The 15,265-nt window shown below is 64.0% G+C and carries 15 protein-coding genes; 10 read left to right on the top strand and 5 right to left on the bottom strand.

The features are described from left to right. Position 1: 1 nt before the first annotated feature. Genes U0004_RS18205 through U0004_RS18175 form a run of 7 tightly spaced genes read left to right on the top strand, consistent with a single transcriptional unit; the run spans position 2 to position 6,125 of the window. Positions 2-652, top strand: coding sequence for an amino acid ABC transporter permease (locus U0004_RS18205; protein ID WP_034782946.1), 651 nt, complete (start codon positions 2-4; stop codon positions 650-652). Further along, entirely contained in the window at positions 639-1,373 is a 735-nt protein-coding gene (locus U0004_RS18200; RefSeq protein ID WP_034782945.1) for an amino acid ABC transporter ATP-binding protein, read from the top strand. Before U0004_RS18205 ends, U0004_RS18200 begins: the two co-directional genes overlap by 14 nt. After that, positions 1,370-2,116, top strand: coding sequence for a sugar phosphate isomerase/epimerase family protein (locus U0004_RS18195; protein WP_070254177.1), 747 nt, complete (start codon positions 1,370-1,372; stop codon positions 2,114-2,116). Before U0004_RS18200 ends, U0004_RS18195 begins: the two co-directional genes overlap by 4 nt. Beyond that, positions 2,113-3,087, top strand: coding sequence for a sugar kinase (locus tag U0004_RS18190; protein WP_231958114.1), 975 nt, complete (start codon positions 2,113-2,115; stop codon positions 3,085-3,087). The genes U0004_RS18195 and U0004_RS18190 overlap by 4 nt, the downstream gene beginning before the upstream one ends. A gap of 20 nt (positions 3,088-3,107) precedes the next feature. Next, the gene (locus U0004_RS18185) at positions 3,108-4,067 is read left to right on the top strand and encodes a 2-hydroxyacid dehydrogenase (protein WP_070254178.1); all 960 of its coding nucleotides are present in this window, start codon (positions 3,108-3,110) and stop codon (positions 4,065-4,067) included. 27 nt (positions 4,068-4,094) lie between these two features. After that, on the top strand, positions 4,095-5,111 hold the full coding sequence (locus U0004_RS18180; RefSeq protein WP_070254179.1) for a porin: 1,017 nt from the start codon (positions 4,095-4,097) through the stop codon (positions 5,109-5,111). A 12-nt stretch (positions 5,112-5,123) separates the two neighbouring features. After that, a complete protein-coding gene (locus U0004_RS18175; protein ID WP_070254180.1) occupies positions 5,124-6,125 on the top strand; it encodes a Gfo/Idh/MocA family protein in 1,002 nt (333 codons plus the stop codon). A 204-nt stretch (positions 6,126-6,329) separates the two neighbouring features. Here U0004_RS18175 and lysS read toward each other — a convergent pair whose 3' ends face one another. From lysS to prfB, 3 genes are all read right to left on the bottom strand, one after another. Continuing rightward, a complete protein-coding gene (gene lysS, locus U0004_RS18170) occupies positions 6,330-7,859 on the bottom strand; it encodes a lysine--tRNA ligase (RefSeq protein ID WP_070254181.1) in 1,530 nt (509 codons plus the stop codon). Between the two features lie 18 nt (positions 7,860-7,877). After that, positions 7,878-8,573, bottom strand: coding sequence for an HAD family hydrolase (locus U0004_RS18165; RefSeq protein ID WP_070254182.1), 696 nt, complete (start codon positions 8,571-8,573; stop codon positions 7,878-7,880). A 2-nt stretch (positions 8,574-8,575) separates the two neighbouring features. After that, a protein-coding gene (prfB, locus tag U0004_RS18160; RefSeq protein WP_115057524.1) for a peptide chain release factor 2 occupies positions 8,576-9,680 on the bottom strand; the annotation gives its coding sequence in 2 pieces (ribosomal slippage) (positions 8,576-9,598 and positions 9,600-9,680; 1,104 coding nt in all). A 202-nt stretch (positions 9,681-9,882) separates the two neighbouring features. On the opposite strand from prfB, the gene U0004_RS18155 reads away from it, so the two are divergent. Continuing rightward, positions 9,883-11,916, top strand: coding sequence for a bifunctional 2',3'-cyclic-nucleotide 2'-phosphodiesterase/3'-nucleotidase (locus U0004_RS18155; RefSeq protein ID WP_070254236.1), 2,034 nt, complete (start codon positions 9,883-9,885; stop codon positions 11,914-11,916). Further along, positions 11,913-12,404: a tetratricopeptide repeat protein gene (locus U0004_RS18150; protein WP_070254184.1), complete on the top strand. Its 492-nt coding sequence runs from the start codon at positions 11,913-11,915 to the stop codon at positions 12,402-12,404. The genes U0004_RS18155 and U0004_RS18150 overlap by 4 nt, the downstream gene beginning before the upstream one ends. Positions 12,405-12,416: 12 nt before the next feature. Here the strand turns inward: U0004_RS18150 and U0004_RS18145 are convergent, their stop codons facing one another. Beyond that, positions 12,417-12,815, bottom strand: a complete 399-nt coding sequence (locus tag U0004_RS18145) for a hypothetical protein (RefSeq protein ID WP_070254185.1) — start codon at positions 12,813-12,815, stop codon at positions 12,417-12,419. Positions 12,816-12,824: 9 nt separating this feature from the next. Next, a complete protein-coding gene (locus tag U0004_RS18140) occupies positions 12,825-13,700 on the bottom strand; it encodes a hypothetical protein (RefSeq protein ID WP_139144076.1) in 876 nt (291 codons plus the stop codon). A gap of 345 nt (positions 13,701-14,045) precedes the next feature. Here U0004_RS18140 and U0004_RS18135 point away from each other — a divergent pair, with 345 nt between their 5' ends. Beyond that, on the top strand, positions 14,046-15,203 hold the full coding sequence (locus tag U0004_RS18135; RefSeq protein WP_070254187.1) for an ABC transporter substrate-binding protein: 1,158 nt from the start codon (positions 14,046-14,048) through the stop codon (positions 15,201-15,203). The last annotated feature ends 62 nt before the right edge of the window (positions 15,204-15,265 follow it).

Below are 15,265 nucleotides of genomic sequence, written 5' to 3'. Positions count from 1 at the left end.
CATGATCAGTGACTTTTCCTGGGATAACCTGCAATTCCTGCTCGAGGCCACGCGCTGGACCATCGGCCTGTCGCTGATCGTCTTCATCACGGGCGGCATCGCCGGCTTCGCCGTGGCGCTGCTGCGCACGGCGCGCAGTCCCGTCCTGCGCTGCATCAGCGCCCTGTACATCCAGCTGATCCAGGGCACGCCCGTGCTGATCGTGCTGTTTCTCACCTATTACGGCCTGGCCCTGTTCGGCTACAAGCTGTCGCCAATCATCGCGGCTGGGGCGGCGATGACGATCTTTGCCAGCGCCTACCTGGGCGAGATCTGGCGCGGCTGTATCGAAGGCGTGCAGCGGCAGCAGTGGGAAGCATCGGCCGCGTTGGCGCTGAACCGCTACCAGCAGCTGCGCTACGTCATCCTGCCGCAGGCGCTGCGCCATTCGCTGCCGCCGACGGTGGGCTTCATGGTGCAGATCATCAAGAACACTTCGATCACCTCGATCATCGGCGTGGTGGAACTGACGCGGGCAGGGCAACTGGTCAGCAACGCGACCTTCCTGCCTTTCATCGTCTTCCCCGTCGTCGCCCTGATCTACTTCGCGCTGTGCTATCCGCTGTCGCGCTACAGCCATTCACTGGAAAGGAAATTCCATGCCCATCGTTGAAATCGACCATATCAGCAAGAGCTTCGGCGCCAACCATGTGCTCAAGGGCGTGTCATTCGCCGTCGAGCGGGGCCAGGTGATCGCCGTGATCGGCCGCAGCGGCTCCGGCAAGAGCACCATGCTGCGCTGTATCAACGGCCTGGAAACCATCGACAGCGGCAGCATCGTCGTGGCGGGCCATACGCTGACGGCGCGCCAGGAGCATCTGCTCGACTTGCGCAAGGATGTCGGCATGGTCTTCCAGAGCTACAACCTGTTCCCCCACCTGACCGTGGAAGAAAACGTCATGCTGGCGCCGCGCATCGTCAAGAAAGTGCCTGACGCCCAGGGCCGCGCCACGGCGCTGCGCGTGCTCAAGCAGGTGGGCTTGGACCACAAGCGCGAAGCCTATCCCGAGCAGCTGTCGGGCGGCCAGCAGCAGCGCGTGGCGATCGCCCGTTCGCTGGCGATGGAGCCGCAAGTGATGCTGTTCGACGAAGTGACGTCGGCGCTCGACCCCGAGCTGACGCAGGAAGTGCTCAAGGTGATGGAGGAGCTGGCGCAGGCTGGCATGACGATGCTGCTGGTGACGCACGAGATGGAGTTCGCGCGGCGCATGGCCGACGTCACCGTCTTCATGCACCAGGGAACGGTGTGGGAGAGCGGGCCTTCGGAGGCCTTCTTCAGCAACCCGCAAACGCCCGAAGCGCGCCAGTTCGTCGGCGCGGGAGCGATCAAGTGAGCCCCGTCCTGGTGGCGGCGTCGGCCTATGGCGCAAGCAGGGTACGGCAATTGGGGCAAAGCCATTTCATCGACGTGGTGGCCGATGCGGGCGGCGCCGGCATCGAGATCCGCCGCGAATTGTTTACGTCCGACTTGCCGGACCTGGCGCGCATGGGCGCGGCGGTGGCCGCGCGGGGCCTGTACTGCGTGTATTCCACGCCCATCGAATTGTGGGGCGCGGACGGATTGCTGCAGCATGAGCTGCTGCAGCAGATGCTGGACGAGGCGGCGCGCCTGGGTGCACGCTACCTGAAGGTGTCGCTCGGTCATTACCCGGCCGCGCCGGACCTGGCGGCCTTGCACGCCCGGCTGGCGGCCGCGCCCGTGGCGCTGCTGGTGGAAAACGACCAGACGGCCCACGGCGGCAAGCTGGCGACGATGGCGCGCTTCCTGGCGGCGGCGCGCGAAGGCGGGCTGCCGGTGGGGCTGACCTTCGACATCGGCAACTGGCGCTGGGTGGGCGAGGATGCGCAGCAGGCGGCGCGCCTGCTGGCGCCGTACGTGCGCTATGTGCACTGCAAGGCTGTCATCGATGACGGGGGAAGGTTGTCCGCCTGCGCCGTTTCCGAGGCCGATCCGGCCTGGCGCGCCGTCTTCGCGCACTTTGCGCCGGGCGTGCAGCGGGCCATCGAATTCCCGCTCGAGGGCGCCGACCTGGTGGCCGAAACGGGTCGCTACATTCAAATCCTGGAGGCCGCATGATCAAACACGAAATGCTGCAAGGGGAGCACGCGCTCGATGTCGTCACCTACGGCGAGGCGATGGCGATGTTCGTTGCCGAGGAAACGGGCGATCTGGCAGCCGTGGCGCATTTCACGCGCCGCCTGGCCGGCGCCGAGACGAATGTCGCCATCGGCCTGGCGCGCCTGGGCTTGCGCGTCGGCTGGCTGAGCCGGGTGGGCGACGACTCGTTCGGCCGCTTCATCCGCGCCAGCGTGCAGGCCGAAGGCGTCGATTGCAGCCGGGTCGTCACCGTCGCCGGCCAGTCCAGCGCCTTCCTGCTCAAGGAGAAGGCCGAGAACGGCGCCGATCCGCTGGTCGAATACTTCCGCAAGGGTTCCGCCGCCAGCCGGCTGGCGCCCGAGCACTTCGACCCCGCCTATTTCTTGTCCGCGCGCCACCTGCACGCCACGGGCGTGGCCGCGGCGCTGTCCGGGACCAGCCTGGCGTTCGCCGGCCAGGCCCTCGACTTCATGCGCGCCAACGGCCGTAGCGTATCGTTCGACCCGAATCTGCGGCCCTCGCTGTGGCCGTCGCAAGCCGTGATGGTCGAACAGATCAACCGCCTCGCCGCCAAGGCGGACTGGGTGCTGCCTGGCCTGGGGGAGGGGAAAATCCTCACCGGCCACGACCTGCCGCACGATGTCGCCGGCTTTTACCTGCAGCAGGGCGCGCGGCTGGTGGTCATCAAGCTGGGCGCCGAGGGTGCCTATTACCGCACGGCCGATGGCGACAGCGGCATGGTGCCGGGCGAGCGCGTGGCCAACGTGGTCGACACGGTGGGCGCCGGCGACGGCTTCGCGGCCGGCCTGGTCAGCGCCTTGCTGGAAGGCTTGCCGCTGGCGCAGGCGGTAGGGCGCGGCAACCGGGTCGGCGCCTTCGCCATCCAGGTGGCCGGCGACATGGAAGGCTTGCCGACCCGCGCCCAGCTCGACGCGCTGGTCCCATCTTGAACCGTACAGGGGAAATAATCGTGAAAAAACATGTGGTTGTGTATAAAAAGCTGGCCGAGCCGCTGCTGGCGCGCCTGCGTGCCGAATGCGAGGTGACGTATTTTGAGGCGATCGATGCGGGCAACCGCGCCGCGTTCGCGGCCGCCATCCGCGGCGCGCACGGCTTGCTGGGCGCCAGCGTGCGCCTGGACCGTGAACTGCTGGACCCGGCCTTTGACCTGCGCATCATTTCCACCATTTCCGTGGGTGTCGACCAGTTCGACGTGGATTACCTGCGCGAGCGGGGCATCTTGCTGGCCAATACGCCGGATGTGCTGACGGAGACGACGGCGGACACGATCTTCGCGCTGATCCTCGCCAGCGCGCGGCGTGTCGTCGAACTGGCCGAATTCGTCAAGGCCGGACGCTGGACGCGCAGCGTGGGCGAAAGCCAGTACGGCGTCAATGTGCATGGCAAGACCATCGGCATGCTGGGCATGGGCCGCATCGGCCGAGCCGTCGCCCGCCGCGCCGCGCTGGGCTTCGGCATGCAGGTGCTGTACGTGAACGGTGAAGCGGTGCCCGAGGTGGAGGCAGCGCTGGGCGCGCGCCAGGTGGCGCTCGACGACTTGCTGGCCGGGTCGGACTTCGTCTGCGTGGTGCTGCCGCTGACGGCGCAGACGGAACGCATGATGGGCCGGCGCGAGTTCGCGCTGATGCGCCCCGGCGCCATCTTCATCAACGGTTCGCGCGGGCGCATCGTCGACGAGGCGGCGCTGATCGAGGCGCTGCAGCAGGGCACCATCCACGGCGCCGGTCTCGACGTGTTCGAGCGCGAACCGCTGGCGCCGGACAATCCGCTGCCGGGCATGGCCAACGTGGTGGCGCTGCCGCACATCGGCTCGGCCACGCACGAAACGCGCTACGCCATGGCGCAGCAGGCAGTGGACAACCTGCTGGCAGGCTTGCGCGGCGAGCATCCGCGCCATCTGGTGAGCTAAGCGCAGTATCCACAGACAGGGAAAGAGATGAAGAAGAAGGTAGTAGGGGCAATGATCATCGGCGCCGGCAGCGGCCTGTGTTGCGCGCAGTCGAACGTGGCCGTGTACGGCATCATGGACATGGGCGTGGTGTCCGAGAGCGGTGGCCCCGGGGGCAGGGTGCTCAAGCTGACGAGCGGCATCGCCAACGGCTCGCGGCTCGGTTTCAAGGGCAGCGAAGACCTGGGCGGCGGCATGACGGCGCTGTTTACGATGGATGCGGGCATCCTGGCCGACACGGGCGCTTCGGCCCAGGGCGGCCTGCTGTTCGGGCGCCAGGCCTTCGTCGGCCTGGGCGGCGCGGCTGGCACGCTGCGGCTGGGCCGCCAGTACACCTTCATCGATAGCAGCCTGGGGGCGCTGGACCCGTTTTACCTGGGTTTTGCTGGCAGGATGAGCAATGTCTTCACGGCCGGCTACATCAGCCGGGTCGACAACAGCATCACCTACAGCTCGCCCGTGCGCGGCGGCCTTTCAGGAGAACTGGCGTACGGCTTCGGCGAAGTGCCCGGTGACGCGGCGGCCAGGCGCTACACGGGCGCTGCGGCCACCTATGCCAGCGGGCCGCTGTACGTGCGCCTGGCGCACCAGGATGCCAACACCGTATCCAGCGTGCAGGTGGCGGGCAGGGCGCGCAACACGGTGCTGGGCGCCACCTGGGACTTTGGCGTGCTCAAGGCGCATGGCGCCGTCGCCTTCAGCAAGAGCACGGCGGGCGCCGCCACCACGGTCGACAGCGCGGACCTGATGCTGGGCGCCACCTTGCCGGTGGGCCCGCACCGCGTCCTGTTCTCGTACGTACGGCGCGACGACCGGCGCGCCGCCAACGGCGACGCTTCCCAGGTCGGCATCGGCTACACCTATGCGCTGTCGAAGCGCAGCACCTTGTATGCCGCCTACGCGCATATCGACAACCGCAACGGCGCCGCCTATGTGGTGGGCAACGCCACCGACAACGGCACCGGCAACCAGGCCTGGAACCTCGGCCTGCGCCACACTTTTTAACGGGAGAATCGAATGAAGAAGATCGGATGGATTTTGGTTGGCGCCAGCACCGTGGCGCGCGAATGGATGGTCGACGCGATCCGCCAGCAGGACGATGCCGAAGTGCTGGCCGTGGTCAGCCGGGACGCCGCGCGCGGCGCCGCCTTTGCCGCGCGGTTCGGCATCGGCGCCAGCTACACGGACCTGGATGCGGCGCTGGCCCATCCGGGCGCGGACGCCGTGTACATCAGCACCACCAACGAGTTGCACATGGCGCAAACCTTGCAAGCAGCGCGCGCCGGCAAGCACGTGCTGTGCGAGAAGCCGCTGGCGCTGAACCTGGACGACGCCCGCCGCATGGTGGACGGCTGCGTTGAGGCGGGCGTGGTGCTGGGGATTAACCACCACCTGCGCAACGCCGCCAGCCACGGCAAGGTGCGCGAGCTGATACGCGCGGGCGAGATCGGCCAGCCCCTGTATTGCCGCGTGCTGCACGCGAACAACCTGCCGCAGCACCTGCGTGGCTGGCGCCTGGACGCGCCGGAGTCGGGCGGCGTCACGCTCGACATGTTCGTGCACGATGTCGACACCCTGCGCTTCCTGCTGGACTCGGAGCCGCGCCACGTGACGGCCTGCGCCACCAGCGGCGGCATGACGGTGGCCGGGCTGGAAGAGGGCCTGATGGCCGTCATCGAGTTCGACAACGGCACCCTGGTGCAGGTGCACGACGCGTTCAACGCGCCGCATTCGCTGTCCGGCGTGGAAATCATCGGCAGCAAGGGCACCATCTTCGCCACCGGCGTGATGACGCAGCGCCCCGTCGGCAGCATTACCCTGACGCGCGACGGCGGCAGCGTCGACATCCCCGTCGAGCATGAAAACCTGTACGTGCGCTCGGTGCGCGCCTTCCAGCGCGCCATGCGCGGCGAAGGGCAGCCTGCCGCCACCGGCGACGACGGCATGCGCGCGCTGGCCACGGCATTGGCGGCGCAGCAGGCCAGCCGCAGCCACCAGCGCGTGACCCTGGCCGGCTGACGGCCTGCGGCAGATGTAAAAAAGCCGCCTGATCGCGAGACCAGGCGGCTTTTTTTTGCCTTGAAGCATCGAACGCCTGAAAAATCGTAGCGAGCGGATGGGAGTTGCGGCTAAGAAGCGCAACTGTGCTAGGCACGGGGCCGCCGAGGCAGTGAGCATCGCAGGCCGCAAATCGCGACGCGCAGTAGATTTTTCAGGTGTTCATCACTCTTCGCGGCGGAGGTGCGGGAACAGCAGGACGTCGCGGATGTTCGGCGAATCCGTGATGATCATCATCAGGCGGTCGATGCCGATGCCGCAGCCGCCGGCTGGCGGCATGCCGTATTCCAGCGCGCGGATGTAGTCGGCGTCGTAGAACATCGCCTCTTCATCGCCGGCGTCCTTGGCGGCTACTTGCGCCAGGAAGCGGGCCGACTGGTCTTCCGCGTCGTTCAACTCGGAGAAGCCGTTGGCGATTTCGCGGCCCACCATGAACAGCTCGAAGCGCTCGGTGATGCCGGCCACCGTGTCGGAAGCGCGCGCCAGTGGCGACACTTCGACCGGGTAGTCGATGATGTAGGTCGGTTCCCACAGCTGCGCTTCAGCCGTTTCTTCGAACAGCGCCAGTTGCAGCGCGCCCAGGCCGGCCGTGGCGAACGGCTTGACGCCGAATTTTTTCAGCTCTTCCTTGATGAATTCCGCATCGTTCAACTGCTCCGGCGTGTAGCCCGGCGCGTACTTGTTGATCGCTTCGACGATGGTCAGGCGGTGGAACGGCTTGGCCAGGTCCAGCTCGCGGCCGCCGTAGGTCAGGGTGGCGGTGCCGTGCGCGTCAATGGCTGCCTGGCGGATGACGGCTTCCGTGAAGTCCATCAGCCATTTGTAGTCGGTGTAGGCCGCGTAGAATTCCATCATCGTGAATTCAGGGTTGTGACGGATCGACACGCCTTCGTTGCGGAAGTTGCGGTTGATCTCGAACACGCGGTCGAAGCCGCCCACGACCAGGCGCTTCAGGTACAGCTCGGGCGCGATGCGCAGGAACATTTGCATGTCCAGCGCATTGTGGTGCGTGATGAACGGCTTTGCCGCCGCGCCGCCCGGGATCGTGTGCAGCATCGGCGTTTCCACTTCCATGAACTCGTTCTTTTCCATGAAGCGGCGGATCGACGAGATGGCGGCGGTGCGCGCCTTGAAGGTGCGGCGCGTCTCTTCGTTCATGATCAGGTCGACATAGCGCTGGCGGTACTTCGTTTCCTGGTCGGCCAGGCCGTGGAATTTGTCCGGCAGCGGGCGCAGCGACTTGGTGATCAGACGCAGTTCCGTGACCTTGATGGTCAGTTCGTCCGTCTTGGTCTTGAACAGCGTGCCCGTCACGCCCAGGATATCGCCCAGGTCATAGTGGTGCAGGGCGGCCATGGCCGCTTCGCCGGTGAGATCCAGCGTGGCGTAGATCTGGATGCGGCCGTCGGCTTTCGGGCCGGAGGCGTCCTGCAGGGTGGCGAAAGCGGCTTTCTTGCCCGCTTCGCGCTTGAGCATCATGCGGCCGGCCAGCACCACGGTGACAGGTTCGGCTTCCAGCTCTTCGCGCGTCTTGCTGCCGTATTGTGCATGCAGATCTGCCGCCTTGTGCTCGGGGCGGAAATCGTTCGGGAAGGCGACGCCTTGTTCGCGCAGTGCTGCCAGCTTGACGCGGCGCTCGGCGATGATCTTGTTTTCATCGGGGGCGGCGGCTTGTTCTTGGATATCCGTAGTCATGGTGTTCTTCGTTGGTGATTATTGATGATGTGGTGCCAGCGCTGGCGCCACGCTGGCAAACAGTGCGTCGACGTCGAGCGAGGAGAAATCCGGCACGATGGCAATGACGTTGTCGAAGGCGGCAAACGCTTCGGCCGGCAGGGTGGTGGTGAGCACCACAACCCGCATGCCGGCACGGCGCGCCGCTTCCACGCCCAGGGGCGCGTCCTCAAAAACGATGCAGTTGTGCGGCAGCGCGCCGGCCAGCAGCGCGCCTTTCAGGAAAACGTCCGGGTGAGGCTTGCCCCGTTCCACGTCGGCGGCGCCGACGATGGCGTCGAAGCGGTGGCGCAGGTCCAGGCCGTCGAGCGTGAACGCGATGTTCTCGTCCGGCGCGGCCGTGCCCACCACCAGTCCCACGCCAGCCTGGCGCGCGCTGGCGATCAGCCGGTCGAAGCCAAGCACCGTGGCCAGGTGCGGGCCATACAGTTCGCGGTAGACGACTTCCTTTTCAGCCAGCAGGGTGACGTGGTCGGCTTCCTCGCCCAGGTACTTGGCGATGATTTCGTGTCCCTGCCGTCCTGCCGTGTCGCGGAAAAAAACGTCCGCGTCCAGCGCATGGCCGTGGCGTTCAAAGAACGCCAGCCACGATTTCGTGTGGAAGGCCATGTTGTCGACAATCGTGCCATCCATGTCGAACAGGAAGGCGCGCTGCGCCGGAGCGGATGCGTTCATCCTTATACGCCTTGCTTGAGCGAGGCGGAAATGAAGTCGTCGATGTCGCCATCGAGCACGCCCTTGGTATTGCCCGTCTCGAAACCGGTGCGCAAGTCCTTGATGCGGGACTGGTCCAGCACGTAGGAGCGGATCTGGTGACCCCAGCCCACGTCCGTCTTCGAGTCTTCCAGCTTTTGCTGCTCGCTCATGCGCTTGCGCAGTTCATGCTCGTACAGTTTCGCTTTCAGCATTTCCATCGCTTCGGCGCGGTTGCGGTGCTGCGAACGGTCGTTCTGGCACTGCACCACGATGCCGGTCGGCGCATGGGTCATGCGGACGGCGGAGTCGGTCTTGTTGATGTGCTGACCGCCGGCACCCGACGCGCGGTAGGTATCGACGCGGATATCGGCCGGGTTGACGTCGATCTCGATCGAATCGTCGACTTCCGGATACACGAACAGCGACGTAAACGAGGTGTGGCGTCCGTTGGCCGAGTCGAATGGCGACTTGCGCACCAGGCGGTGTACACCCGTTTCCGTGCGCAGGAAACCATAGGCGTGATCGCCCTCGACCTTCAGGGTGGCCGTCTTGATGCCGGCGACCTCGCCGTCGGACTGCTCCAGGATTTCGACCTTGAAGCCCTTGCGTTCGCAATAGCGCAGGTACTGGCGCAGCAGCATCGAGGCCCAGTCCTGGGCTTCCGTGCCGCCGGCACCGGCCTGGATGTCGATGAAGCAGTTGTTCGGGTCCATCGGATTGTTGAACATCCGGCGGAATTCCATGCTTTCGATGACCTTGCGGATTTCCTGCACGTCCTGCTCGATCGCTTCGAGCGTGTCGTCGTCGCCTTCTTCGCGGGCCATGTCGAACAGGTCGCGGGTGTCGCGCAGGTCGGCATCGGCCTTGGCCAGGGTGAAGACGATGGCTTCCAGCGCCTTCTTTTCTTTACCGAGGTCCTGGGCGCGCTTCGGATCGTTCCAGACGGTTGGATCTTCCAGTTCTTCGTTGACTTGCTCTAGTTTCTCCGACTTGACAGTGAAGTCAAAGATACCTCCGAAGTTCGGCTTCGCGGACCGTCAGGTCGTTGAGCAGGGCGGAGATGATATTGATGCGTTCGGCTTCCATAATGTTCTGGTCTTCTATGGTGAAATCAAACCTTGAATTATACGCGAGCGCGGCGCGTTTCCGCTGCCGCCGCGGCGCAATTGCTGCCGCACGGGGCAATAAAATGACGATTTTGCTGCATTTGCGACAATATTTTTGCCTTGATGATGGCTACCGTGCTGCGTATGATGCTGGCGATATTGTCTTTCCACAGGAATACATCATGCTTCAATCTCCCCGTCTCGCCCTGTTACCGCTGCTGCTGGCCGGCTGTGGCGCCTTGCCGCCAGCCGCCCACGGACCCGCCCAGCCGCCGGCCGCCGCGCCTGTGGGCAGCAGCGCCACCCTGGCCCTGCTGGAGACGACGGACTTGCACGCGAATGTGCTCAGTTATGATTACTACAAGCTGCAGGCGGAACCCTCGATCGGCCTGGAACGCACGGCGGCACTGATCGCGCAGGCGCGCGCGCAGTTCCCGAACAATCTTCTGCTCGACAACGGCGACACCATCCAGGGCACGGCCCTGGCCGACTACCAGGCCCTCGTGAAACCGCTGGCCTGCGACCAGACCCTGGCGATCTACAAGGCCATGAATCTGCTGAAGGTCGATGGCGGCGGCATCGGCAACCACGAATTCAACTACGGCCTGGCGTTTTTGAGCCAGGTGACGGGCAATCAATTCGACGTCGACAGCGTCGACGCCGGCAAGCCGCGCTGTGCCGGTCCCGCGTTCCCGCAAGTGCTGGCCAACGTCTACAGCGTCAAGACGGGCAAGCCCCTGTTTGCGCCATACCACATCATCGCCAAGCAGATCACGGCCACCGGCCCCGATGGGCAGCCAATCACGAGCAGCGTGAAGGTCGGCATCATCAGCTTTGCGCCGCCCACCATCATGGCCTGGGACAAGCGCTGGCTCGAAGGCCGCGTCTATACGCAGGGCGTGCGCGAGACGGCGGAAAAATTCATTCCCGAGATGCGCGCCAAGGGCGCCGAGCTGGTGGTGGCCATTTCGCACGGCGGCTTGGATAGCAGCCCGTATTCGCCGACCATGGAAAACGGCAATTACTACCTGTCGCAAGTGCCGGGCGTGGACGCCATGCTGATCGGCCACTCGCACCAGCTGTTCCCGAACGCGGCCAGCACGGTGCCGCAGTTCAATCTGCCCGGCGTCGACAAGGTCAAGGGCCTGGTCAATGGCGTGCCCACCGTGATGGCCAATTTGTGGGGCAAGCATCTGGGCGTGATCGGTTTGCGCCTGCGCCACGACGGCAAGCAGTGGGTCGTCGACAAGAGCGCCACCACGGTGGAAGCGCGCGGCATCCAGAACGCGGACAAGAGCTACGTCCAGCCTGACCCGGCCATCGCCAGGCTGGTGGCGGAAGAACACGCAGCGACGATTGCCTACGTGCAGACGCCCGTCGGCGCCACGGACTTCCGCATGTCGACGTATTTTGCCGACGTGGGCGACGTCAGCGCCATCGAAGTGGTGAACCAGGCGCAGGCGGGCTATCTGGCCGCCTACGTCAAGGCGAACTTGCCGCAGTATGCCGACCTGCCGGTGCTGTCGATGTCGTCCCCGTTCAAGAGCGGCTCGGCCGGCGTGTCCGACTACACGGACGTCAAGACGGGCAATGTGGCGCTGAACAACGCGGCCGACCTGTATTTGTATCCGAACGCGCTGTACGGCGTGAAGATGAATGGCGCGGAGCTGAAAGCCTGGCTGGAACAGTCGGCGCAGCGCTTCAACACCATCGATCCGAACAAGCTGGAAGCGCAGGAACTGGTCAACACGGCCCATCCGAGCTACAACTTCGACGCCATCACCAGCGCTGACGTGCGCTACCAGATCGACGTCACGCAGCCGCCGGGCCAGCGCATCCAGGGCCTGACGTACCAGGGAAAACCGGTGGAAGCCAGCCAGGAATTTTTGATTGCGACGAATAACTACCGCGCCAGCGGTGGCGGCAATTTCCCTGGCCTCGATGGCAGCAAGACGGTGGTGGCCTCGCCCGACAACAACCGCGAACTGCTGATCGCCTATGTCACGCAGCAGAAAAACCTGACGCGCGCGAAAAACGGCTCGGCGCGCAGCTGGCGCTTTGCCAAGATTGCCACGCAAGGCCCGGTGGTCTTCCATTCGGCGCCGAACGTGATCGAGCTGGCGAAAGCGGCCGGCATCGATAACGTCACGCAGCTGAAGCCTGATGATGGTGCGGGCAAGGGCTTTGCGCTGTACCAGCTCGATTTGTCGAAATGACGCTGGTAAATTTGCTGCTGGCCGCCGCGCTGGCGTCCCCCGTGGCAGCCGCGGCGCCCGATGCCACGGCCCAGGCCAAGGTCTTGATGCGCGCGGGCGAGGCGACCCAGCCGCAGGCGCGCGCCCTGTTCGAACAGGCGGCGGTGCAGGGCAGCGGGCCTGCCGCATACTACCTGGGCTTGATGCACAAGAACGGTATGGGCGGCCCGCAGGACAGTGCCGCCGCGTTGCGCTGGCTGGAACTGGCCGCGCAACGCGGCGTGGCGCCGGCCATGTTCATCGTGGCGAACCTGCTGCAGGACAGCGACGAAGCCAGGGCGCGCTACTGGCTCGACGCTGCCTGCGACCTCGAATACCCGGAAGCGCTGCAGCAGAAGTCCGTCGCCCTGGCGGAGGGCCGCATGGGCTATGCGCACAATGAGGAGCAGTCCTTCCTGTACCTGAAGATGGCGATGCACGCGATGGGGCACAGGGCGGAAGAGCCGTGATTGTCCGCCAGGTCAGGCCCGCAGGCTATTCGCAGCCTCGGCAATGGCCAGCGGGTTGCGCGACAGCAGGGCGGCAGCCAAGTCCAGCAGGCCTGCCGCTGCCTTGATGGCCGCGTGCGTGTGCCCGATGTCGGCCACGGTTTTCCTGCCTTGGTCGATGGCTGTGTTCACATTGGCCAATGCCTGCTGCGCACCCTGGTTGATCAGGTAGATGCCGTGGGCGCGGAAAAAAGACACCATCTGATCCAGGTGGCTTTCATATTGCTTGAGATCATGCAGCACGGCTGACGGCGTTGGCGGCGTGCGGTCGGTCAGCGCGATGCGCAGCTCCAGTACCTGGTTCGAGGCCTGTGCCAGCTTGTCGGCGATTTCCGTGGTTTGTTTTTCATCGAGTGCGATAGCGTTGCCCATGTCCGGCTCCTACCAAGGGGATGGTGAATAATTGGCGGCCTGCTTTTGCAGGGTATCGACTTGCCTGGCAAAAGTGTCCAGTTGACGCTCCACTGCCGGGTCTTGCATGGGCTTGGCGCGCAAGGTGCTGAGACTGTTTTGCAATTCGGTCATGGCGGCAAGATAGGCCTCGATGACCTTGCCACGCTCCTGCAATTGCCGCCCATCCAGGTAGAGCTTGGCCTTCAGATAGTTGCTGGTCACGGGTTCCCTGCCGGCGGCGTTGTCGAGCGAGCGATTCAGGGATGCCAGCGTCAGGCTCTCGTCGTGCAGATTGGCCTGGTAGTTTTGCTGCGCATATTTTTTCAGCGCATTGCTGATGATATAAATATCGTCCTCGCGCGCCAGCAGTTCGTTGATTCCCGACTGCTGTCTTTGCTGCGTGACGATCTGGCTGATCAGTACGCTCAGGCGCGTGACTTTGTCCAGCTGGTCGGCGTCGAGCACCGGCGCCATGCCGCCCGACTGCTGCAAGGCGCCCAGCGAACCGCCAAGGGCGCCGATCTCATCCTTGTAGTTCGCCAGCTTGTCGTTGGCCAGCGCGGCAAGTACTTCCGCGTAGCGCTTCAATACATCGTTCAGTTCGGCTGTACCCGCCAATTGCGCCGCATAGTCCTTGCAGCGCCGGAGCATGTCCTGTTCCGTTTCCTGCGCAACGTAGGGGCGGTCGGTGATGATGCTGTTGCGCCGTACATTATTGGTGCAACTGCTCATGGAGTGCGTCAGCATGGGTTTGAATACTTCCGTTATCGCCACCGTCTGTCCCGCGAACTTGTCGACCGGCGTGAAGTTCTTGCAGGCGCTACTCATGCCGGCGATCAGCAGGCAGGCGCAGATGCTTGTCATGGGCTGGCGCATAGGGTCTCCATGGTAGGGAAGGGATTGCCGCCATGGCCGGTTGACCCTGGTTCAATGACCATATCACCATTGCATCGCCATACTTTTGACGCAGGTCAGACATATGCACCGTGTGTCAACGTGTAGCACCTGTGTCAATTTGCGTCATATTTTCCTTACAAAAGACTGACAACTGGCCTGCAATTGCGGCTTTTCCGCATGTTGCGACGCGTCATATGTAGTTGTTGCTGGTGCATGTTTACTCACCTACAATGATTTATCGATGGGGCGGTTATCCAGCGTACGACTATAAAAATAAGTGGCATTAAAAACGTTGTATCAGAGGAGATGACAATGAATTTGAAACAGAAATTGCTCGTGGCAAGTTTGGTTTTGGGTTTCTCGCAGGCGGCAGTCGCAGCCGACCCCATCAAGATCGGTGTGTCCGGTCCGTTTACGGGCGGTTCCGCGCCAATGGGCGTGTCGATGCGCGACGGCGTCAAGCTGGCTGTTGCTGAGATCAATGCCAAGGGCGGCGTACTGGGCCGTTCCCTGCTGCTGATCGAGCGCGATGATGAAGCGAAGAATGAACGCGGCGTGCAGATCGCGCAGGAGCTCATCAACAAGGAAAAGGTTGCCGCCACCGTCGGCTACATCAACACGGGCGTGGCCCTGGCTTCGCAGCGCTTCTATCAGGAAGCGAAAATTCCCGTCATGAACAATGTGGCGACGGGCTCCATCGTCACCAAGCAGTTCGCCGACCAGCCGGAAAACTACATTTTCCGCAATGCGGCCAATGACACCATCCAGTCCGGCATGATCGTGCATGAGGCGGTCGAGAACCGCAAGTTCAAGAAAGTGGCGATCCTGGCCGACTCCACCAACTACGGACAGCTGGGCCGCGAAGACCTGGAAAAGGCACTCGACAAGAAGGGTATCAAGCCCGTCGTTGTGGAAAAATACAACATCAAGGACGTCGACATGACGGCCCAGCTGCTGAAAGCCAAGCAGGCGGGCGCGGAAGTCGTGCTGACCTACGGCATCGGTCCGGAACTGGCGCAGATCGCCAACGGCATGGAGAAACTGGGCTGGAAAGTGCCGCTGATCGGCAGCTGGACCCTGGCCATGGGTAACTTCATCGACAACGCGGGCAAGAACGGCAATGGCACGCGCATGCCGCAAACCTTCATCCAGGATGCCAGCACGCCGAAGCGCAAGGCCTTCATCGATGCCTACGTGGCCGCCTACAAGCCATCGGGCGGACGCATGCCGTCGGCTGTCTCGGCCGCGCAAGGCTACGATTCCATCTACCTGCTGGCCGCGGCCTTCAAGCAGGCAGGCGGCACGGATGGTCCGAAAGTACGCGCCGCGCTGGAAAACCTGAATGAAAAAGTGGAAGGCGCCGTCACCACCTACAACAAGCCGTTCAGCAAAACCAACCATGAGGCGATCACGGCCGACCTGACAGTCTTCGGTGAAGTCAAGGACGGCAAAGTCGTCCTCGCGAAATAAGCCTGGCAGACATTCGCCGCGCAGTGGCCAGCCTTGAGGAATCAGGACTGGCCATTTTTTCA

It is taken from the genome of Janthinobacterium lividum (genome assembly GCF_034424625.1).
Classification (GTDB): Bacteria; Pseudomonadota; Gammaproteobacteria; order Burkholderiales; family Burkholderiaceae_D; genus Janthinobacterium; species Janthinobacterium lividum.
This window is presented reverse-complemented; position numbering and strand designations above follow the sequence as displayed.